General features: G+C 25.2%; 25 protein-coding genes. 2 read left to right on the top strand and 23 right to left on the bottom strand.

The features are described from left to right. Window positions 1-615 precede the first annotated feature (615 nt). The 15 genes from dut to HGPT_RS07960 all read right to left on the bottom strand — a co-directional run bounded on the left by dut (window position 616) and on the right by HGPT_RS07960 (window position 11,194). Window positions 616-1,047, bottom strand: coding sequence for a dUTP diphosphatase (gene dut / locus HGPT_RS07890; RefSeq protein ID WP_019139302.1), 432 nt, complete (start codon window positions 1,045-1,047; stop codon window positions 616-618). A 634-nt stretch (window positions 1,048-1,681) separates the two neighbouring features. After that, the gene (locus tag HGPT_RS07895) at window positions 1,682-2,575 is read right to left on the bottom strand and encodes a thermonuclease family protein (RefSeq protein ID WP_019139304.1); all 894 of its coding nucleotides are present in this window, start codon (window positions 2,573-2,575) and stop codon (window positions 1,682-1,684) included. Then, complete coding sequence (locus HGPT_RS08775) at window positions 2,544-2,825, bottom strand: stalk domain-containing protein (protein WP_019139305.1); 282 nt, start codon at window positions 2,823-2,825, stop codon at window positions 2,544-2,546. Before HGPT_RS08775 ends, HGPT_RS07895 begins: the two co-directional genes overlap by 32 nt. A gap of 105 nt (window positions 2,826-2,930) precedes the next feature. Further along, complete coding sequence (locus HGPT_RS07905) at window positions 2,931-3,137, bottom strand: hypothetical protein (protein WP_019139306.1); 207 nt, start codon at window positions 3,135-3,137, stop codon at window positions 2,931-2,933. 228 nt (window positions 3,138-3,365) lie between these two features. Further along, window positions 3,366-3,851, bottom strand: coding sequence for a hypothetical protein (locus HGPT_RS07910; protein ID WP_019139307.1), 486 nt, complete (start codon window positions 3,849-3,851; stop codon window positions 3,366-3,368). A gap of 117 nt (window positions 3,852-3,968) precedes the next feature. Next, window positions 3,969-4,460, bottom strand: a complete 492-nt coding sequence (locus HGPT_RS07915; RefSeq protein ID WP_040542890.1) for a single-stranded DNA-binding protein — start codon at window positions 4,458-4,460, stop codon at window positions 3,969-3,971. A 174-nt stretch (window positions 4,461-4,634) separates the two neighbouring features. Next, a complete protein-coding gene (locus tag HGPT_RS07920; protein WP_019139309.1) occupies window positions 4,635-5,585 on the bottom strand; it encodes a hypothetical protein in 951 nt (316 codons plus the stop codon). 127 nt (window positions 5,586-5,712) lie between these two features. After that, window positions 5,713-6,339 (bottom strand): hypothetical protein, encoded by a 627-nt coding sequence (locus HGPT_RS07925; protein WP_019139310.1) that lies wholly within the window; start codon window positions 6,337-6,339, stop codon window positions 5,713-5,715. After that, window positions 6,326-6,595, bottom strand: a complete 270-nt coding sequence (locus HGPT_RS07930; protein WP_019139311.1) for a hypothetical protein — start codon at window positions 6,593-6,595, stop codon at window positions 6,326-6,328. Before HGPT_RS07930 ends, HGPT_RS07925 begins: the two co-directional genes overlap by 14 nt. After that, window positions 6,585-7,430, bottom strand: coding sequence for a hypothetical protein (locus HGPT_RS07935; protein WP_019139312.1), 846 nt, complete (start codon window positions 7,428-7,430; stop codon window positions 6,585-6,587). The genes HGPT_RS07930 and HGPT_RS07935 overlap by 11 nt, the downstream gene beginning before the upstream one ends. A gap of 4 nt (window positions 7,431-7,434) precedes the next feature. Continuing rightward, the gene (locus HGPT_RS07940; protein WP_019139313.1) at window positions 7,435-7,806 is read right to left on the bottom strand and encodes a hypothetical protein; all 372 of its coding nucleotides are present in this window, start codon (window positions 7,804-7,806) and stop codon (window positions 7,435-7,437) included. A gap of 15 nt (window positions 7,807-7,821) precedes the next feature. Next, on the bottom strand, window positions 7,822-8,241 hold the full coding sequence (locus tag HGPT_RS07945; RefSeq protein ID WP_019139314.1) for a hypothetical protein: 420 nt from the start codon (window positions 8,239-8,241) through the stop codon (window positions 7,822-7,824). Window positions 8,242-8,418: 177 nt separating this feature from the next. Next, window positions 8,419-9,528, bottom strand: coding sequence for a hypothetical protein (locus HGPT_RS07950; RefSeq protein ID WP_019139315.1), 1,110 nt, complete (start codon window positions 9,526-9,528; stop codon window positions 8,419-8,421). 4 nt (window positions 9,529-9,532) lie between these two features. After that, entirely contained in the window at window positions 9,533-10,495 is a 963-nt protein-coding gene (locus HGPT_RS07955; protein ID WP_019139316.1) for a resuscitation-promoting factor, read from the bottom strand. Window positions 10,496-10,501: 6 nt separating this feature from the next. Beyond that, window positions 10,502-11,194: a DNA/RNA non-specific endonuclease gene (locus HGPT_RS07960; RefSeq protein WP_019139317.1), complete on the bottom strand. Its 693-nt coding sequence runs from the start codon at window positions 11,192-11,194 to the stop codon at window positions 10,502-10,504. Between the two features lie 1,186 nt (window positions 11,195-12,380). Here HGPT_RS07960 and HGPT_RS07965 point away from each other — a divergent pair. Then, window positions 12,381-13,583 carry a replication initiation protein gene (locus HGPT_RS07965; protein WP_019139318.1) on the top strand — a complete coding sequence of 401 codons (1,203 nt, stop codon included), beginning with the start codon at window positions 12,381-12,383 and terminating at the stop codon, window positions 13,581-13,583. 7 nt (window positions 13,584-13,590) lie between these two features. Here the strand turns inward: HGPT_RS07965 and HGPT_RS07970 are convergent, their stop codons facing one another. The 8 genes from HGPT_RS07970 to HGPT_RS08000 all read right to left on the bottom strand — a co-directional run bounded on the left by HGPT_RS07970 (window position 13,591) and on the right by HGPT_RS08000 (window position 20,304). Beyond that, window positions 13,591-14,112, bottom strand: coding sequence for a DnaD domain-containing protein (locus HGPT_RS07970; RefSeq protein WP_019139319.1), 522 nt, complete (start codon window positions 14,110-14,112; stop codon window positions 13,591-13,593). 44 nt (window positions 14,113-14,156) lie between these two features. After that, complete coding sequence (locus HGPT_RS07975; RefSeq protein WP_019139320.1) at window positions 14,157-14,390, bottom strand: helix-turn-helix domain-containing protein; 234 nt, start codon at window positions 14,388-14,390, stop codon at window positions 14,157-14,159. Between the two features lie 12 nt (window positions 14,391-14,402). Next, on the bottom strand, window positions 14,403-15,083 hold the full coding sequence (locus HGPT_RS07980; protein WP_019139321.1) for an ssDNA-binding protein: 681 nt from the start codon (window positions 15,081-15,083) through the stop codon (window positions 14,403-14,405). Between the two features lie 754 nt (window positions 15,084-15,837). Then, a complete protein-coding gene (locus HGPT_RS10435) occupies window positions 15,838-16,974 on the bottom strand; it encodes a DNA topoisomerase (RefSeq protein WP_051007909.1) in 1,137 nt (378 codons plus the stop codon). A gap of 14 nt (window positions 16,975-16,988) precedes the next feature. Then, window positions 16,989-18,254 carry a DNA topoisomerase gene (locus HGPT_RS10440; protein WP_281032392.1) on the bottom strand — a complete coding sequence of 422 codons (1,266 nt, stop codon included), beginning with the start codon at window positions 18,252-18,254 and terminating at the stop codon, window positions 16,989-16,991. Window positions 18,255-18,277: 23 nt separating this feature from the next. Further along, window positions 18,278-18,751 carry a hypothetical protein gene (locus tag HGPT_RS07990; RefSeq protein ID WP_019139323.1) on the bottom strand — a complete coding sequence of 158 codons (474 nt, stop codon included), beginning with the start codon at window positions 18,749-18,751 and terminating at the stop codon, window positions 18,278-18,280. A gap of 60 nt (window positions 18,752-18,811) precedes the next feature. Continuing rightward, complete coding sequence (locus HGPT_RS07995; RefSeq protein WP_019139324.1) at window positions 18,812-19,540, bottom strand: hypothetical protein; 729 nt, start codon at window positions 19,538-19,540, stop codon at window positions 18,812-18,814. 74 nt (window positions 19,541-19,614) lie between these two features. Continuing rightward, a complete protein-coding gene (locus HGPT_RS08000) occupies window positions 19,615-20,304 on the bottom strand; it encodes a replication initiation protein (RefSeq protein ID WP_019139325.1) in 690 nt (229 codons plus the stop codon). Between the two features lie 653 nt (window positions 20,305-20,957). On the opposite strand from HGPT_RS08000, the gene HGPT_RS08005 reads away from it, so the two are divergent. Beyond that, window positions 20,958-21,191, top strand: coding sequence for a glutaredoxin family protein (locus HGPT_RS08005; protein WP_019139326.1), 234 nt, complete (start codon window positions 20,958-20,960; stop codon window positions 21,189-21,191). Window positions 21,192-21,361: the final 170 nt, after the last annotated feature.

Genomic DNA, 21,361 nt, shown 5'->3' on the forward strand with positions numbered 1-21,361 from the left:
CGCAAATGCTTTACCATTTTGAGTGTATCTAAGCTCTAAATCTCTAACTATTCTACCTACTAAACTTACGTTATTCATAATCAATTCTCCTTTTCCTTTTGTTTTATATTTTATTATTTTTTTCTTGTAAATAATAAGTATCTTAAAATCTCAAATTAATATATTGGGTTTTAATCTCCAGTTTACAAATTATAAAAAACTTAAAGTAACATTCCTTGTTTAAGAATATTTTTTGACTTTTATTTATTCTTTTGCCTATTTAAAACAAAAATGAAAATCTCCCAAGCAAAATTAGTTGCAAGGGAGACTTTCCAAATATTAAACGAAACTTTTTTGGAGTGATAAAAATTAAGCGTATAAAAACTATTTATCATTCCATTTAGATATATACCTTAAATTTTAAAATTTTTGCAATTTTTTTAAATTTATTTTTTTCCAGAATCCAACAAAATTTTCACGCCCCAAAGAAAAGCCAAACAAAAGACAATAGTATACATACCTTCTATGAAATTACTCATAGGCAAACCTACTTTCTATAAAAATTAACGCTTAGTAAAACAATTTAACATTTTGATTCCATTCTTACTCCTCCTTTATAATTTAATAATACTTGAACTAAAACTTACCAGTAGAACCAAATCCACCTTCTCCTCTGTCTGTTTCTTTGTTAATAACTTCAACTTTATCTAATTTAACATCAGTTTTTTTATTAAAAACAATTTGTGCAATTTTTCTATTATCTTCAAGCTCTACTTCACCATTGTTTAAATTAGTCATAGCAACCAACACTTCTCCCCTATATCCACTGTCTACTGTTCCAAAATGGACTAGGAGACCCTTTGAAGATAAACTTGACTTAGGTCTTACCTGAACTTCAATATCGTCAGGAAGTTCCAAATATAAGCCTGTATGAATCAATACTGTTTCAAGGCTCCCAATTGTATTCGCTTCTTTATCTTTTATAGATTGAAGTCTCAAATCATATCCCGAATCACTTTCTCTTCCTTTTTCCAAAACATACGGACTAACATAATTAATATTTTTCATAAACTCCTCCTAAATAATTGGTATTTTCCCATATTTTTTTATATCATGACTTAATTTTTCGCCACCATTAGTTATTAAGTATGATATTAATCTTTTACAATTTTTTGTTTCTCCTAAAACTGTAATTAAATAAACCTTATTTTCACACTCTTCAGCTATTACTAAATAATCAAAAAATATATAATAATCGTCTGTTAAATTTTTTAAATAAGTAGCATAAGCTAATTTTTTTCTACATCTATCAGTGCTTTTTTCTCATTTACGTCATTATTTAATATCCTTTCTTTCCATCGACTTGTAAAATGATTTGTAACTATAATATTTTTACCTATCAAGGATATATTTTTTTATCACCTTTTACTTTAAAATTGTAACTCAAAATTTCTCACCCCTTTAAGTTATATTCTTAAATAAGAAATACCTTAAAAAAATAAAAAAACATTTTCAAATAAAAAAACTTTTCTTAAAAATATATGAATATGTGGTATGTTCTAAATGATCAATTGAATATTTCATCAACTTTGTATTCAATTGTTCTATTCATTCTTTTCTCTTTTAAAAAAGAGACTTCTGAACCAACACAGAAGCCTCTTTTTTTGAACATTTATATTTAATTATTTTAGAACTTTTCAAATTAATTTTTTGCTTGTCTATAACCAGCACTTATAGCCTCACTAGGTGAATCAAAAAACACTGCATTTTTCAATGAAACCTTTTTATAATCTCTACCACTTGGAACATGAAATATATGAGAATTTTTATTTCCTATAATTCTTCCATTAGAATATTTATATGCTTTATCCTTTGGATTTCCATTTACAATGGTATTATTCATTTCTACATTATTGTTCTTTGGATTATCAATTTCAACTATATTGTTATTTTCAGAATTACCAGACCATAACCCAGCTCCATTGTCTCTAGCTTCTTTTTCTATATTTCTAAATAAATCAACGTATTTAATATCTGGTGGAAAAGTCGCAACATTAGCATATCCACCAGAAAGAAGAATAGCATTAAAGCACTTTGCTCTTATTTCATCATTACTAGGATTGTCTGATGAAGGTCTTTCAGTCCAAATATATCTTAAAAGCCTTCCATATCTATCTGTTTCAGAAATATCTTTTTGAAGATAGATGGTTTTTCCTGTTAAATTAGATTTAGTAAAATTTGAAGCTTCTTTTCCAAAAAATTGAACACCTTTTTTAGGATGAACTGTTTCAGGAGTATCAACTAAAATAAATCTAACTTTTTCTTTTCCGTTACCTCTATCTATTTCAATGGTATCTCCATCTATAACTCTTAAAACTTTAGCTTTTTCAAAAGTATTATTTGCTTTAATTGTTGATTCTTGATTTTTATCATTTATTAAAACTTTTTTAGTATTATTATCCCATTTAACATCTCTACCAAATAATTCAGCGATTAATCTAACAGGTACAAATGTCCTATCATTTTTAATTTCTCCTGAAATTTCTGTCGAAATTTTTTCTCCATTAACTAAATAATAGTCTTTTTGAATCGGCAAAAAGAATATCGTCAGAATCTTTTTTAAGAACTGCCTGCCTGTTTTTATTATCCCAATCTACATTAATTCCAAGATTTTCTGAAATAAGCCTTAATGGCACTAAAGTTCTTTCTTCTTTAATATAAGGGGCATCAGGTGTTTCTATTTCATTATTATTTATAACGATTTTAATACTATCTGCAAACACAGGTGTGATTAAAACACTTGACAAAGCAATAGCTGTACTTATTTTCTTTAATATTTTATTCATGATAACACTCCTTTAATGTGTTTAATTATACTTGTTATAGACATAATATTATCTGTATAATAATACAGTTATATTTGTATCATTATACAGATAAATATACATACATTATATTTCTTTTGAAATATTTAGCCAATTTTCAATAAATTGTTCAGTTTTTTGTTTCTTTTCAACATCTTCTATTAACATCAATACTTCTTTTTCAAATCTTTCTGATTTTTCGATATTTACTTCTTTTGTATATTTATATAAAGCATATATCGTACACGCACCTATTATTAATAAGTATAACAAAAAATCTAAAAATATTTCCATAACATTTCTTCCTTTCTCTACATACTTAATTATTTCTTACACATAATAAATAACTTAAATTAAAAGAATATTATATAGAAACTTATTAAATAAGAATTGAAAAAACTGCACCAAATTATTTTTGTAATTTGTAACCCTTGGCGGCAGGCTTTTATATAATTTTTAAATAAAATAAAAATCCTCAGAAATTATTCTGAGGATAATCTATATATTCTTTTGTCAATTTAATCATAAAGGTCTTTGATTGTCTCCATTCAAATTTTCTTCATACTGATGTTGTGAAGAATTTTTATAATCATTTATATCATCATTTGATTTGTTTGGACTATAAAAATCTTCTCTGGAATCAAATGAATTATCATAATTTCCCATTTCATTAAATCTATTTTCGTAAAAGTCATTTGATTCGGCCATTTTATGAAATCTATACGCACCTATAAAAGAAGCGAAAAAAACTAGATACATAAAAATGCCTTTGATATGTATTCCAAACGCTCCTAACATTAACTCCAATAAAATTATACTAACAAGCCAAAAAATAACACCAGATTTTAATGTCTTCCAAAGTACAAATCTTTGCATTAATGGGTCTAAAATAATTGATACTATTAAAAATATCGCTATTCCTTTTCTTACTCCTATTGATACTGATAAAAGTATTAATAAAAGTATGTTAAAAGCTAAATTTATTCTTTGTTCCATTTTTTGTTCCATATTTTTCACTCCTTCTTTTTTATATTTTAGTTTCGTTTACATATTACAATAAGTATATCACAACTCCCTTAAATTTATAAATAAATAATAAGAAAAAGCCTATTTCTAGGCTTAATCTTAAAATGGAATATCGTCATTATCCATTGGGAAAAATCCTTCATTTGAAAAGTCTTCATAACTTTGTTGATTATTAAAATCTTGTTGATTATTATTTTGATTTACTTGATTACCTTGACCTTGGTTATTGTTTTGGTTACCTTGGTCGTTATTTTTTCTTGTATCTAAGAATTGAACATTGCCAACTCTTACATCAGTTGTATAAACTGTGTTTCCCTCTTTATTTTGATATGAACCTGTTTCAATTTCACCAGAAACTGCAACTAAACTACCCTTACCTGTGTAATTTGCCATATTTTCTGCTAATTTACCCCATACAACGCATGATATAAAGTTAGCAGTTGGTCTACCATTATTTTCAAGTTCTGCTCTCTTTTCCTTGGATAAACTCTTATCAACAGCAAGCGTAAATCTCGCAAATGCTTTACCATTTTGAGTGTATCTAAGCTCTAAATCCCTAACTATTCTACCTACTAAACTTACGTTATTCATAATCAATTCTCCTTTTCTTTTTGTTTTATATTTTATTATTCCTATCTCTTACACATAATAAGTATCTTAATATTCGCTTTTTATATATTGAGTTTTTTATTTTCTTAACTCTTCTAATAAACCACAAAATGTTTTTTTCTTTTGCCTATTTAAACCATTTATCTAGTAAAAGTTCTACATTTCTTTTTTAAATTGATTTAAAGTTTTACTTGAAAACCAGGCATTAAAACCATCATCTTTTATTTTTTTATTTCGTTTATATGTTCCAGAAACTCTGCTTATAACATCAGGATATTCTGGATTTATTGCTATGTCAAAAAATCCTTGAGATCTTTTTGTATAATCAACTTTTGATTTCAATATATTTGACATCATAAAGTCAATAGCTTTTTGAACATCATAATAAGTCATTTCTTCTTTGCTATTTTCTTTTCTTAATAATTGAGTTGCATCTACTGCATACCAATTATCGTCAATTTTTACTTCTAAAAATATATGTGCAGGTGAAACAGGATCTTCAATTTCTTTTATATAATTTACTGGTCTTTCTAATACAACTCTATATTCCACGTTAGTCTTGTCTAAAAGAAGCTTTTGAAGATAAGCTATTCCATGGCAGGCTGAATAACCATATTGTATGCTATCCCATTGACTTATGTCATCACTCCAAGCATACCTTAAATTTAATTTTTTTAATTCAATCATGACTTCTTTTAATTGTTCTAAATCTGTATTACCTTCAGGGCAGAAGTTATCAACAATGTTTTCTATGTATTGATTGGAGTTATAAAAATTAACATAATTATATATATCATTATTTGTAGAAAATTCTACTTTAACTTTATTCTCATGTATATACCTATCATATAATTCAGGTTCTATTAAATCATAAGAATTTATAAAATATTTCTTCCCTTTATATTCGACATTATACCCATCCCAAGAAGAATCTTTATTTGCATCATTTACTTCAAATATTTTTTTATCTTGTGGAAACACTATTTTTTTTGTTTCTTTATTATATAACGAACCAGAATCAACCAGCCTCATTTCCTTAGCAAAAGTCGGCTGGGTGATTCCTAATAAAACTGTTAATCCAAATATTAATTTAAATTTTCTTTCCATAAATACATTACACCTCTTGTCTTTTAAAATTTATATCTTAAACAAGAAGTAGCTTAAAAATTTTTTATTTTTGTATTTTTAGAAAATTCATTTATAAAACAAAAAAAGAAAGAGTCTTGTCTCTTTCTTAAAATTTATCTGATTTTGTTATTTCGGCCATCTTTGTGTCAATTTCTTGAATTGAGTATTCAGAAACTTCGTTTTGAACATAAAATCCACCAGTTTTTCCATATCCTTTTATAATGTCTCCTGGTTTTAATTTATCTATATTAGGTAAATTTGTTTTAATATAAGTGATATCCTTCCTTCCCTTTTTATAAGAGTTCTTAAATTTATCCAAAGTGGTTACCCCTTCGTTAGAAAAATATAACTGAACATCCCCATAAGAAGAATCAAAATAATATTCATCATTTTGAAGTGCTGATCCATCTTCAAAAGCTCCCTTTTCTTTTAATTTTTGCATGTATAAATCATGCTGGTGACCTTCATAATCTTTGGTTTCAATTATTACATCACCTTTTACCAAAAATTTACCATTAAAATTTTCACTATCTTTAGCAACTTTTATAATTTCTCCTTGATACCATATATTTTCACCAACATCATATAAAATATTTGTTGAATATTCTGGATATTCATCTGGTATAAAAAAGTCTAATTTTTCTTTACTTTTATTTGAAGAACAGCCTGTTAAAGTAAATAGAGCAATAAAAGCTATAAACATTCTAAAATGAGATCTTTTAATTTTCTTCAACCTCCTCTTCAAAGTTATAATAACTTTGTATAAAATAATCAATTCCACCATATTCTAAATAAGAGTATTTATTTTTAATTTCTTCTAAATTAAGTTCTCCTTCTTTGAATTTATTCAAATCATCAAATATTTCTTTAATTATATCTCGATCATATTCTAAAAAAAATAACTTGTTATTTTTGCCTTCATTTAAGTAAGCCTTATATATGGCTAAGGCCTTTTCTTTTTGATAGTTATAAAAAAAATCAAAATTCAATAGTATCATTGCCTCCTTTTTCTAAATATTTTCGTGCATTTTCAAGGAATTCAATTTTCTTTAGTTGGGATTCTTCAATTTCTTTTTCTTTTTTCATAAATTCAAAAAAACTCTTTTTATTATTTGCCTTAATAAAAGCTTCGTATAAATTAACAAAGAAAGCTGGCTCAATTTCTTTGTTATTTCCTGAACCATTAATTTTATATATCCATGTCATAAGACCCCATCCCTCTTTATACCAGCAAAAAATATCAGGTGAATTATATAGGGCTATACGCATGTAATTTGAAAAAAGATATCCTTTAAAATAAATCTTCAAAGTTTTAGGGTAGTTTAAATATAGATCACTACCAGAATTAACTAAATTAATTCTATCTTGATAATCTTTTGAAACTTTTGTAACTATATTATCTAAAACATCTTCTGATATATAATCAGCGACCCCCATCTGAAAATTAATTTCGGATAAAACCCTCCTTTTCATATCTTCATATAAAATTGTTTCTATCACCATATATACCTTATTTATCTTCCTAAATAAGATTTTTTTTGTTTCTTCTGAAAATAATTTAAAAATTTTATCTTTATACATTTTTTTGAAATCTCTTGTAAAATCATCATAAAATCTATAAATATTTTCATCAAATATTTTATTGATTCTTTCTATAGCTTTTGGATTATCTAAATTTCCATTCCAATTATAAAAATTTATTTTTTCTAAAAACCAGTTAGAAACATCATAAGGAAGTCTGGAATTTTCTATTGCTTTTAGCATTTTTTCTTCTTCACTATTTTTTTTAACATCATCTAAACTTATTTTTTTATTCTTAATCATTTTTTCACTCCTCATATAAAAACAGCATTTCTAAATTATCTAAATCTCTTTTCTTTAATTTATTATTTTTTTTAACATATTTAAGTAAAATATAATCATCTGTATTTGTAAGTCCTAAACTATAATTAATAGCATCTAAAAACTCATTCTCATCAAGAATATATTCAAAAGGATCGTCATTTACATCTATTCCAGGTCTTGTCATTATTTCCTTTATACTGTCTGAATTAAAGACTTCCCAAGAATTTAAATTTTCGTACTGAAAACACATAATTTCTCCTGTAAGAATATTTAAATAAATCCTCACAGCTAAATTACTTTCATTCCAAATATCTAAAGCATTATTAAAATTTTTTAAATTGTTTTTTATTAACACTAAAAAGCCTCCTTCTTAGAGAATATCAACATCAAAACGGATATTATTTTTTTCTCTTAATAGCTCCCCTAGTATTCTGTTGTATTCACCATGAGACAACTTGTTTATTTTTTGAAAATTCCAAAAGTTATCAATTTCTTCTTCATTTCTTGTTTCATAAACATGTTGTAAATAATCGTTATAAAACCTTTGAGTGATTGGCAAATCAAGTGAAACAGCAAGTAATTGATCTAGCCCATAATATTTCTCATAATAAACTTCAAACTCATCAGATTTAAATGTTTTAAATCTTCTTTTTGTCTCTTTAATTAATTGTTCCAAATAATCTTTTCCGTCAAAAATACTTCTAATTTTGCTTTCGGTAAGTGCAAGATTACTAACACATGCAAATATATATTCTTTAGCTTCTTCAAAATTCATATCTTCATTTTTCATATAACCACTCCAATTTATTTAACATAGCTATAATATATTTTATCTTTATCTTAATTACTGTCTTACTTACAATATTAATAACTTAAAATTAAATTTAATTATATTCAGAAAATAACCAATTGTTTCAAATCTTTGTTCAAAATAAATAAAAAAGTAGAGAATAAATCTCTACTTAAATTAGTTCTCAAATTTATTATTTATATCTTCTTCTTCTTTTTCAAAGATATAACTTTGAATATCACCCTTTATATTTTTTAGTTTAACCAATACTTCATTAATAGTTTCATTATCTATATCTTCAATAATCATTTGATCCTCTTCAGAATATATTAGAGATTTTGTTAATCTTAAATCTCTAATCATTAAAAGACCTTTATTTTTTAAATCAGGATTATCCTTCTGATTCCAATATTCCATAATTTCTTCAACTTTGCTTCTATAAGAATTAATGGTAGACAATAAATATTGTTTCTTTTCGTCTAAACTCAATTCTTTAAACAATCTTTTCTGTTTTTTTACTGGTTCTATTTCTGTATCTTCGTCTTCATAATTATCTGTTTTATATTCTGTTGTTTCTTGCGTGTTATCTGTATTATAATCATCATTTGTTTCTTCATTTAATTCTGTTTTTATTTCAGTATCATTATCTTCTTTGTAATCTTCTTTTTCGTCTTCTTTAAAATTGTCGGAATTATGTTTAGTATCATCTTCATCTAAATTGTTATCTTCAGTATTTTCTGATTCATTCATATATTCATCTTCATCAACTTGTACTAATTCGTTAGATTCTTCATTATTATAATTATCTTTAAGATTACTGTTGTCAGTATTATTAACAACTTTATTATGAGTATTTATTTCTGTATTATTTTCTGCTTTTATATCTTCTTCATATTCTGATTCATTAGCTATAATTTCATGTAAATTATTATTGCTTATAATATTTTGGTCGTCATGTTCACGTTGTTCTTCACTAAATGATATATTTTCCTGATTATTATAAGTATTTTTTTCTTCTTTTGTATCTTCATAATTATCTGTAAATGTATCTGTAATAGATTCTATTTCTTCTGCCTCTTTTAAATTCTTTTGCAAAAATTCATATTCTATATAATATGGCAGTAATTCATCCATTCTTCTGGTTATATCAACTTTACTTATATTTTTTAATTCATCTAAAAGTTTTTTCTTTTCGTTTATTATTTGTCTAGATCTTTCTTTTAAAACATCTTCTTCAACTTTCAATTCTGTAAATTTTTTTAAAATATTTTGCAAATCCATAATCATAATATTACCTCCAAGCACTTATTTTTTCATTGTATTGATTCATATACTTAATTACACCATTCGCCCAGTTATAACTATTCGGAGGACAGTATATTTTAGATATTTGACTTATATTTTTATTATTATATAGGCCTCTCCCAGACATATATCTTCCAAATCCAATAATAGCCTCATAAGGATTAGACCAAGATTTATATGTTGTTGCAGTCTTTTTTATTCCCCAGAAATTATTTGGAGCTGATTGATGTTTCCAAGAGGATTCAATGTGACCTACGGCCAAACAAAATATCCCATTAACACCTGAATCTTGTTCCATATCATATAATGCTTTTCCTAAGCCAGGTTTTAATTTTTCAAACTCTTCTTCTGTTAATCCTGAAGGAGTAAATGGATCATAGCTTAGAACATGGTTTTGCTTTGTTCCTATTTCCACTATTTCTTTTATAGGCTCTGTTATTGTTTCATAGTCTAATTCTGAATTAGAAAAAACTTCACCATTAGCTATTATATTTTCTCCAGTAACTTTTTTGATACCAACAAATCCCTTTTGTTTTATTTTCCTCTCTCCTACCTTTAAAGTGTCATTTTCTATTTCTACAATTTCATAAGGTATTTCCACAAGTTTTGAAAAATTTTCTTTTTCATATTTTGTTATATTTATAACGTCTTCAAAAAAACTATTGAACACTAATTTTTCGTTAACTTTTGGTTCTACAACATCTTTTTCAGATACTTCAATTCCTGCATCTTTTAATATATCCCCTACTTTATTGTGCTTAGTATTTACAAATAAATATTCACCATTGTTATTAATTGTGACCTTATTTAGCTCATTATTTTCTATTTTCTTTGTTAAAGTATAAGAATCTTTAGCAATTTTTGCATCCGTTTGTATACTAAACATTGATAAAACAGATAAACATGACATTATTAATACTGATTTTTTTATTTTTATTTTGTTCTGCAATTAACTTTATTCCTTTCTTGAAGCCCCTGTTTTGTAGTCAATTTTTATTTCTTTTTGTATGTTTTTTATATATACATTAATTTTTAATCTTATTTCTTTTCCAACAAGACCAACTGCTTTTATGTATACACCACGAGCAACTAACTCATCCTTTCTAAAATCTGGGGTAACTTCATATTTAACAATTCCGTCTTCATTTTTAATAAATTCGAATATAGCATTTTCAATTGGTAACATTCCATTTATATTAAAATCCCTTGTACCTGTTATTAAATTTCTAACATCATTATTAGAAATAAGCTGATAACCAATAAGATGACAACGATTATATAAATAACCACCATTAATTTCCTCATATTCTCTTTGATTAAAACCTGTTGGTCTATAAGGAATATGTTCAAATTTTCTAGAATCTGCTTTATATAATGAATTAATCATTATCTTGTCAATAACAGCATTAGCTATTCCTGCTCTTCCTAAAGAATCTAATCCTGAAAAATGGAAAAAAGCTTCTTTAAAATTAAGATTTTTAAAAAAAGGCTCGTTATATTCTTCAATAGGAACAAAAATGTTGGAGTTAAAGTCCTCTTTTTGAATATATCCTAAATTTTCGTTTTTTTGAGATTTATATATATATCTTATTAGAAAAACAAGTAAAATAATTGAAATTAATAATAAATAGAATATCTGACTTAACATAAACATATTCCTCCTTTCACTACCTTTTATTTAATAAATAACTTAATATAAAAATTAATTAGTTATTTCAGAAATATATAATCAATCATTTTATCTGGTTTACAAATTACAAAATATTTTTATTTTATATAGAACAGATAAAAAACATTTATATCTTAACTTTTATATTATAATTAATATTAAGGAAGTTCTAGATCACTTGTTTACGGCTTTACAGGCTTTTAAACCAACACAATATATCTTGAAAACCAACATAATTATTCTTTGTAACTACATATTTATTTAAAATAACAACATATACATACAACATCACAACAAAAATCAACTCTAAGCTGACATTTTTATCCTAAGACCAACATATTTGTACTGATAAGATCAAAATTATGCAATTAACTAACTTTTATTATTTGTTTGCAAACATAATTATCATTTAAACCAACATATTTATTCCAAGACCGACAAATTTATTCTAAAAACAACTTTTTTGTTCCGTTTGATATAAATAAATCTTTTATTTATATATAAAAAATTTTTAAACCAACTTTTTTATTAAAAGAAATTGAAGTCCTACAAAATTATTCCAAAACCAACAATAAATATTTCCAATTTATATTCGATAAAAGTATTGATAATATCAGTGTCTTAGATAATAAGTTTACAAGTTAACCAACATATTTGTTCTTAATCCTACAAATTTATTCCATAACCTACATTTTTATGCTTAGAAAAATATAATTAGACCTACAAAAATGTTCATACTTTAAAAATAAGTAATAAACTTGTTTAAACAACGTAAGTCTAATAAATAAAAAAATAATTATAAAAATATTTAATAAAAAAACACATTTAACACCTACATTTTTGTGACGATATGCTACAAAAATATGAGGTATTCCGACATAATTATTATTAATTCCTACAAAAATGTTCATATAAAAACAAATTTGTGATTTGTATTAATTTAAATAGCTAATTAATAAGGTTTATAAAATAAATGATTAAAAAATCAATAAAAAAGAATAAATTTGTAGGTTTTAGGCTAAAAATGTCACAGTTACTAGGTTTACAAGTTTTTTGCTTAATTAAAATTTAATTGATATAATCAGCCTATAAATAAATAGCACATAAATGTAGTTTTTATTTTTTTAAAGAACAAATATGTAGGAGATAAATTTTGGTGAAATAAATGAGTAAAAAAACAAATAAAAATTTTGATAAATATGAATTTTTTGAACTGGATCCATTCACTGATGATTATACAGATGGAGCTACAGATGGAATGTTAGACATAGGAACAGATATAGGGGCAGACCAACTTACGTTATGGGATGAAACCTCACTAGTTAGAAAAGGAAACCCTCTTATAAGATCAAGAATGTCCTGGTCTTTAAATGCTCAAAAAATATTGCTTCTTGTGGCATCATCTTTTGATGAGTTAACCGATATAGAGGGGGATAGGTTTGTTAATGAAAGAGATAGAAATTTTTGGTCTATTTCTGTTTCAGAGCTTGAAAATCAATTGGGAGTAAAAAAACTAAATTCTGCCTATTTAAAAGAACTAGCTACAGTCATGGCTAAATCAACTATAGAAATGAATTTGCCAAATGAAAGAACAGGGGAGCTTAATTGGGAACTTGCTCCATTATTTTCTTATGCACGATATGAAAATGGAATTTTAACCCTAGAATTAACTAGACTTTGTAAAGAACAATTAGGTAGGCTTAAAACAGGATATACTCAATACGCTTTAAAAGATGTTATTAGAATGAAAAGTCAATATTCTATAAGAATATACGAGCTGATTTCTTCTGAAAAATTCAAAGCTCCAATAGGTAAAGTTACATATACAGTTGTAGAACTAAGAAAGTTATTAGGGATCCTTGATCCTAATAAATATAAAGATTTTAATTCACTTGAAAGAAGGGCTATAAAACCAGCAGTAGAAGAAGTAAATGAAAAAAACACAGATACAATTTATATAACCTATAAAAAACTATATAAAGGTAGAAGCATAAACAGAATAGAGTTTACTTATATTGACAAGAAACAAATAAAAGATAATGCTGATAATTTAGTAAGCAGTCCAAAATATGTATATAATTATGATTTTGACAAAGAAACCTTATTTTCTAACGTGAAACCATTAAAAGAACATAGAAAATTTGATTGGAGATATTATACAGACTTAGTTATATCAATTTTAGATTCAAAAAGAGAAATTTACGAATCTCTAAAAAATCTAGATTTTACAGATCAATTTATAATTTTTGAATATTTAAGATATAATTATAATTATGTAAGAAATAGAGAGGCTATTAACTTTGAAAGTTATTTTCTCTATGCACTTATGAACGACTATGCAAATGCACTAACAAACATGGAAGGGTAAAACCCTTCTATGTTTTTAACTTTTTTCCTAGTGCTATAAATGTAATTAAATCATCCATATTATTAATATTATTTCTTTTTAATCTTCTAATAATACCTTCTATATATGAAATGCTTAGGTGATTGCCATTTAGTGCTATATCTATTGCATAAAGAAGTAGGGAGTAGGGGATATTATAATCAAATCTTATTCTTTTTAATTTGTTTTCTTCAGTTTTTGAAAGTTTTCTTTTAAACCCAGATTCAATTTTAGCTTTTATTACATTAAAAGTTACTGGTTTGCTCTTATTTTGGCTTTTTTCATTAAAGTAATATAATGCCATGTCTTTGTTATAAAAGCCTTGTTTAGATAGATTTTCGGCAAGATTTGTAACATAACTTAACTTAGCAGGAATATTGTTGATATTTAATTGCTGATATATAAAAAAGATTAAATCAGGATTTATTTTTAATTGTTTCACCATATTTTTTATATAATTTTCAGTTTCTTCATCTACTTTAATTTGTAAAAACAATTCTTCAAAATCCATAATATCACCTTATATTATTATAACAAAAAGATAGGGAATAGACCCTATCTAATTCTTTCATCATGTTTAATTAAACTCTTTATATATGCAGGATCTTCTTCTAAAAGATCAGCAAGGGCATCTATATTTTTACTACTAATGTGACCTTTGTATTTCCACTTATATACAGCGTTTCTTGACAGACCCAGAATTGAAGCAACTGCTATTGCACTATATCCTTTTGATTTAATTAGTGACATTATATCTTGTGGTCTTTCATCATAATCAGTATTTCTCATAAATTGCCTCCCTTATATAAAAAGACTTTTAAAATTAGCTTTAGATTCTTTAACAATAAAACCTTGAATGTATCTACTTACACCTAATTTATTTTTGTAGTTATAAGGATAAAAATTTATAACAATTTCTCCTATATCACCAGTTGATAGTTTGTCATTTTTATTTAGAAGATTACCTTTGGAATCTCTTAAAACAATATTGTAATTATTATTTTCATCCACTCCAACCTTAACATTTCTCATTAAAAGACCTTTATCAATTACTTCAGAAAGAAACTCTTGTATTTCTGGTTTTTGTTCACTAATAAATTTAGCACCATCCATAAACACACTTTCTTTTCTATTAGATTTTAGTTGCTCAAAAGTAAAATTAGCATTAAATTTTCCAGAAGTTATACCATATTCATACGCAGATTTATATGCTTTTGATATTTCCTCTAAAATTTCATTATCATTAGGAATCACAACTAAAGTTGATGGGGAATTAGCAGAAGATTCAATTTCTTTTTGAGTTAAGGTAGGATAAACAAGCTTGACATTTTTAATTCTTATAGTTGAATTGATTCTCTTAACTTTAGCATCGCCTAGAACATTTAAATTAGTATTTTTATTTTGTGGTGAAAAAATATTTTCGATTCTTTTTAGTCTTGCGTCTAAATTATTTAACCTATTTCTAATTTCCATGTTTTCCATATTATTATCTCCTTCTTAATATATTTCTTATGATTTCTTCTAAATTATTAATACCTTAATCGTAAGAAAAAATATATAGAACTCAAAATTTGTAAACTATAAATTAGCATTAAAATGTTCGGTAATTTATGTTATTTATAACATAAATATAAACATATAAATAAACTCAATATTATACATACTATTATATCTTAAAATATAAACAAATAATACAGAAATATTTACTTTTAACAAATATATTTATATCTTAAAAAATATATTAATGATGGGGGATGTAGAGATTGTAGTTATTAAAAAAATATAAAAAAGATATTTATTTTTTGCCAATTAAAAACAAAAATTATAAAATAATTAATTTAAAAATAAAAAAAGTCTTGTAGAAAAAACAACAAGACATATAATAATGAATTTTATGTAAACATATAACAAACAAAGAAAAACGCATAAAAAAAGTATTTGAATACAGATAAATAAACATAAAAACATGCAGAAATAAAGCACAACTGTATACACTTTAAGAAACATAAAAATATAATTTATTATTTATGTTTCTTAAAAATAAAAGTAACAATATCTTTAATGCCTGAAAACAAAAATGGTAAAATGGATTTACCAATTTCGCTTATAACAATAGCAACATTAGTCGAAATATCAATTATTAAAGTAACAAGAAAAGTTATAAAGAACATAAAAAGAATCCTCCTATGATTTATAAGAGGATTATATATTATTAATTGTGTAAATACAAATATGTTTACTTATTTCTAATTTTTTCTAAATTAGCATAACCATTATTAAAGACCATTTTTACTTCAGCAACATATTTTTTACCAGATACTGTATGAAGTTCTACTTTAATTGATTTACCTTCGAGTAAATCTTTCGCTTGCTCTAAAGATATATTTACTGGATCACCAAAATACATAAACTTAGTTGAAAATCTAAAATCACAACTTTCTTTATTTTCACAAATAAAGAAAGTTCCACCTTTCTTCATAGGAAGGGCTAATACTTTTTTTCCACAATCAGGACAAGTACCTAATACTTCTATTTTTTTATTTTTTGGGAATCCGTCAAAATCAAAATTAACATATTTTTCACCAGCATTTAATTTTAAAAATGCATCATATTTTTTACCTTCTTTATTAGTCAAATTAGCTAAAATATTTTTACCTTGCAAAAGTTTTTGAGCATCTTTTACTGAAATATTTATAATATCGTTAAATCTTTTTTGTTTAGAATAAAATATAAAATTACATTCATTATTTTCGCATTTATAAATATATCCATTTTTAGCTTTTATTGCAAAAACATGTTTTCCACATTTAGGGCAATCTCCTATTAATTTAGATTTTATTTTTGCGTTAGAATATTTATTGCCAAAGCTTATATCTTTAGCACCATTTATTATATTATTTAAATCTTTTACAATACTTTTTACAGAATCATCTACAGTCATTTTGCCTGTTTTCACATCAATAAGCATGGATTCAAACTCAACAGATTTAGAAGCATAAAGATTTATAGACATTTCATCTAAAATGTTTATTAAATTTTCTCCTTTTTTTGTAATTGAAAGAGTTTTACCATTTTTTGAAATGTAACCATACTTAATAGTATTTTCAAATATATTAGTTCTAGAAGCTTGTGTTCCTATTTGTAGACCCTTTTCAGGTCTTTCTAAGTCCAATTCATCATCTGAATCTTTAAGTAGCTTTATTTTGCCTTCTATGGCTTCGTTGTACTTTTTGTTGAGTTCCTTATCATATCTAACTGGATCAGCCAAATAATCAAAAAGGGTAGCTTCTGTTATTTTTTTAGGAGGGCTAGTCATTTTTTCTATTTTTTGAAAATCAGCTGGAAACTCTTCGCCTTTTTCTAAAATCGGCAACTCTTCTTTTATTTTTACTTTTTCATTATTTTAGAAAAGCCTTCTTGAAATATAACTTCGCCAGAAACCTTAAATTCATAATTTCCAAGATAAAGAGTATAAATAGTTTCTTTAATTTGCATTTCTTCCTTGCAAAAATGAGCTTTCATTCTATCCAAAACAGCTTTATATACCCTTTCCTCATCATCAGACAAATTAGAAGGAAACTTATTTGTTACTGTTACAGCAGAGTGAGATTCAACCTTGCTATCATTAAAAGTTTCTTTGTCTAAACTTACTAAAAAAACATCTCCATATTTTTCAGAAATCATATTCATTATGTTTTTAGTTTTTTCATATTCACTTTCAGTTAAAAATTCACTATCTGTTCTAGGATATGAGAGGTAACCTTCCTCATACAGTTTTTGAATTATATCTAAAGATTTTTTGAAATCAAAAGAATAAAGATTATTTAACTTCTTTTGTAATTTATCTAAAGAGAAAAGTTTAGGTCTTTTTCTAGTTTTTATCTTACTTTGAACATCTGAAACAACTAAATTACCAAGTGAATTAAGTTCACTTAATTTATTATCAGCAAGATTTTCTTCAAAAAACTTTTCTGGATAATTTAAATTAAAAAATTTATCATCTTTTTCGATTTTTTGAATTAGTTCGAAGAATTTTTCTGGTTTAAAATCTTCAATTTCCTTATCCCTATCATATACTCTTTTGACAATAGGAATTGGAACTCTTCCAACAATAAATTTATTGTTAGTTTTTACGGATAAAAAAACTGTTAAATTTATTCCTAAAAGCCAGTCCATATATGTTCTAGTAACACCTTCGTCATGTAAAAGCTCATACTCATTATTGTCTTTCATTGAATTTAAACCAGCCAAAATATCATCTTTTGTTTGAGCAGGTAGCCACAACCTTTTAACAGGAAGCGAATTATGAACAGAATCTAAAATATTGTCAATAATTAATTGACCTTCTCTATCAGCATCACCAAGATGAATTATTGAATCAAAATTAAAATCATCTAAGACATCAAGTATCAAGTTGTATTGATTTCTAGTTTTTTCTGAAACAGTATATTCAAATTCATCTGGAACAAAGGGGAGGGGAATATCTTTCCATTTATCATAGGCAGGATTATATTCTTTAACAGACTTTAAAGACAAGAGGTGACCTACTGCATTAGTCACCACATAGTCTTTATTCATATAAATTTTACCTTTTTTAGTTGCATTTACTGCATTAGCAAAGTTTTTTGCCAGAGAAGATTTTTCACAAATCACAAGTTTCAATTTATCACCAAACCTTATTTAGTTAAAAATTTCTCACAATCAGATTCTTCATTGTTTTTAAAATAAGCTATTACACTTTTTTTATCTTTTTCTGTTAATTTTTTAATTTTAAAATCTTTCGTGGTTTTTCGACCTATAAGAAGTCTATAACCATTATTATCGTTGTAAAAATCTACATCCATAGACTTATTAGAACTTACAAGATTATTTAAAAACTTAATTTCGAAAAACTGTCCTTCATCCCAAATTCCCTTTTTAAAAAGATTAAAAATTTCTTTACTTTCAGGCGAAGGTCTTTTTCTTGAAAAGTATGATATTTTACCACTCACTTTATCAATGTACGCATAAAACTTCATATATTCACTAATATAACCGATATTTAGATCTGAAAAATTAAAATTTTCTTGAACCATATATTGTTTGAAAGTTATAAACTTCTTTTTACCATTTGAAGTATATACAAAACCCCAATCAGCTATTCTTAACATATCAATCACTCCTCAAATAAGATATTACTTAAATTTAATGAAAATTATATAAGGTTTAGATTAATAATCTTCCATTACTGAATTTTCTGGAATATTTGCAGAAACTTTGATTAATTGTTTAATTATACTGTTAGCTGTTTGAATAACCTTATATGTTTTTGTCAAGCTAGGTGTATATGAATCAGATATGTGATTAATAACTACTATATCTTCTGGATATGCTTTTACGTTACCTAACCCTTCGTCTGAAGAACTATTTTTAGATTCTTCTCTGAAATAATATACAGGCTTTCCATTTAGTTTTCCTTTTCCATAAACAAAAGGATCTTCAATTTTTTCGTCAGGCTTATTTTTTCTTTCTTCAAGTGTTTCTTTAGTTACAGTTCTCAAAGAATAAATATCCTCATCATAAATAATATATCTTTTTGAAGGATCAGCTGACAAGCTCTTTGATAATTCATCTGGTGATATAGTAGGGGAGAAACCAAGTTGTTTTTTGTCTTCTGCTGATAAAGAATTAGTTTTTTCTGTTTCTTTTTTACTTTCCTCAATCCTATCAGCATCCGTTTGGATTTTTGATTCTTCTATAGGCATAACTTTTTTTTCTTTTCCACCCAATATACCTATACCAAATAAAAGATGAATAACCATTCCAATAACAAGAAATATAAATGCTGGAACAATAAACTTATCATATTTTTTTAATCTTCCTTTTTTAGTTAAAAACAATAACATAGCTATTGGGATTCCCCAAAGTGCAACTATTAAAATAGCGTTAAAAAATTTCAAAATAAAAACTCCTTTACAATAAATTGTTAAACATATTTAAACATGTTTTATGATACATACCAAAAAATCTAAAATTATTTCTCTTTATCAAATAAAAATTCCAAATGGGTAATAGGATTGCCAGCTTCATTTGATTTTATTTTAATAATATTTAAATTGCCAAAATAAATAGACAACTCTCTTTTTATAGGCTTTAAGACCTTATCGTTAACATGACAAGTTCTATATCCTTTGGGTATATCTAAGATTTCTCTAAAGTTTTCAAAGCTAACTCTCCAATAACCTGTAGATCTAAATTGTTTTAATCGCCTATAACACTCTTTAGCATAAATATTTTTTATAGCTACAAATTCTTCTAATTCAAATTTTGTGAAATTGGCCGTTAAATCATTTAATAAAAATTCAAAACGAGAGTTAACAGAAACTGTAAGGGTTTTTCTGGATTTACTTGTTATAAAAGTATTAAAAAGAGCAAACTGTATTACATCATTAGCCTCGTTTGTTAATTCAAAATTTAGCATTAAAAGTTTCCTATTAACACTAATTATTTCTTCAGCAAACTCTTCGTTTGTATAATTTTTATTTAATTTAATCATTTTCTTTAATTCTATAAATGAAAATTCAACTTCGCTAGTACCTGCATTTAAGACCTTTGAAGAAATGGCCAACAATAAGTTTAATTCATTAGCTGTAAAATTTTTAAGGGTAACTGAATTAAAGTCATTTCTAAATTTCACTATTATGTTTTTTCTTTTTCCACACAAACAACTCCTTATTCCAAACTTAAATATTGAGTACCTTAAAAATTAAAAAATATATATAAAAGTAAAAATAAGAATTAAATAACAAATACAGCATAACTATATTAAATATCTTAAAATTGATAAATGAATTAAAATTTTAAAATAAATTTTAATTATAAAAAAACAACCAAGAAGAGAGAAATTAAAAACTCCCAAAAAGGTGTCCAAGAGTTCCCAAAAAAGTGTCCAAAGGCATCTGAAAGTGTTGAAATTTAAATAGGTGCCAGTCCTCTAAAAGATATTAAAACTAACTAAAAGGAATAAAACTAAATTGGCAAGAGAAAAAGTAAATATTATTATATTAATATAGTATATTGTGAGAGATTTTTTTATAAGAGTTTTAAACTGTGGTTTACAAAATACACAGTTTTTTTATTTTGGAAAACAGAATAAGGTATAGTCAAGAAATGATTTTTTTAGAATTATTTCTTTTTGTCAATTTAAGGTATTTAGTTTTTAGACAAAATCAGATTAGACGAAAAATTTTATTTAAAAACATATAATTTCTTTTATATTTTTAAATTTGAAAAAAATATTGAAAAATCTCAAAAAATTAATTTTGTGGGGTATGTTTTTCAAAATGACATAAAAGCTTTAGAAAGGAGAAGAGGCTTTTGAAAAAATTATATATTACAACACATTGTCCTTTTTGTGAAAAAATGAAAGAGCTAATAAGTTTTTCAAGGGATGAGGTTAAAATAATAAATTTAGCCCTTGATCCAGAAAGAGAAAAATATATAGCCTATCTGCTAAAAAATAAAATACCAGTAGTGCCAGTTCTAGAATTAGAAGGAGGCTTTATTGTAGGTTATGACGAAGATAAGGTAAGGAAATATCTAAATTTTTAATTATAGGAGTGATAATTTGAAAAGCAAATTAACATATTTAACATTAGCAGGAATATTGCTATCTGCAAATATAAGCCCAGTTTTTGCAAATTCTGCTGAAAGTAATTTAGAAAATGCTTTTGAAGAAAAGTTTATCAATAATTCTTCATACGAAAAATCATTTTCTAATT

It is taken from the genome of Peptoniphilus timonensis JC401 (assembly GCF_000312025.1).
Lineage (GTDB): Bacteria > Bacillota > Clostridia > Tissierellales > Peptoniphilaceae > Peptoniphilus_A > Peptoniphilus_A timonensis.

Bases quoted from the DNA above. Each gene is read 5' to 3' on its own strand.
- dut (WP_019139302.1), bottom strand. From the start codon at position 1,047: ATGAAAAATATTAATTATGTTAGTCCGTATGTTTTGGAAAAAGGAAGA.
- HGPT_RS08775 (WP_019139305.1), bottom strand. From the start codon at position 2,825: ATGAATAAAATATTAAAGAAAATAAGTACAGCTATTGCTTTGTCAAGT.
- HGPT_RS07905 (WP_019139306.1), bottom strand. From the start codon at position 3,137: ATGGAAATATTTTTAGATTTTTTGTTATACTTATTAATAATAGGTGCG.
- HGPT_RS07910 (WP_019139307.1), bottom strand. From the start codon at position 3,851: ATGGAACAAAAAATGGAACAAAGAATAAATTTAGCTTTTAACATACTT.
- HGPT_RS07915 (WP_040542890.1), bottom strand. From the start codon at position 4,460: ATGAATAACGTAAGTTTAGTAGGTAGAATAGTTAGGGATTTAGAGCTT.
- HGPT_RS07920 (WP_019139309.1), bottom strand. From the start codon at position 5,585: ATGGAAAGAAAATTTAAATTAATATTTGGATTAACAGTTTTATTAGGA.
- HGPT_RS07935 (WP_019139312.1), bottom strand. From the start codon at position 7,430: ATGATTAAGAATAAAAAAATAAGTTTAGATGATGTTAAAAAAAATAGT.
- HGPT_RS07945 (WP_019139314.1), bottom strand. From the start codon at position 8,241: ATGAAAAATGAAGATATGAATTTTGAAGAAGCTAAAGAATATATATTT.
- HGPT_RS07950 (WP_019139315.1), bottom strand. From the start codon at position 9,528: ATGATTATGGATTTGCAAAATATTTTAAAAAAATTTACAGAATTGAAA.
- HGPT_RS07960 (WP_019139317.1), bottom strand. From the start codon at position 11,194: ATGTTAAGTCAGATATTCTATTTATTATTAATTTCAATTATTTTACTT.
- HGPT_RS07965 (WP_019139318.1), top strand. From the start codon at position 12,381: ATGAGTAAAAAAACAAATAAAAATTTTGATAAATATGAATTTTTTGAA.
- HGPT_RS07970 (WP_019139319.1), bottom strand. From the start codon at position 14,112: ATGGATTTTGAAGAATTGTTTTTACAAATTAAAGTAGATGAAGAAACT.
- HGPT_RS07975 (WP_019139320.1), bottom strand. From the start codon at position 14,390: ATGAGAAATACTGATTATGATGAAAGACCACAAGATATAATGTCACTA.
- HGPT_RS07980 (WP_019139321.1), bottom strand. From the start codon at position 15,083: ATGGAAAACATGGAAATTAGAAATAGGTTAAATAATTTAGACGCAAGA.
- HGPT_RS07990 (WP_019139323.1), bottom strand. From the start codon at position 18,751: ATGTTAAGAATAGCTGATTGGGGTTTTGTATATACTTCAAATGGTAAA.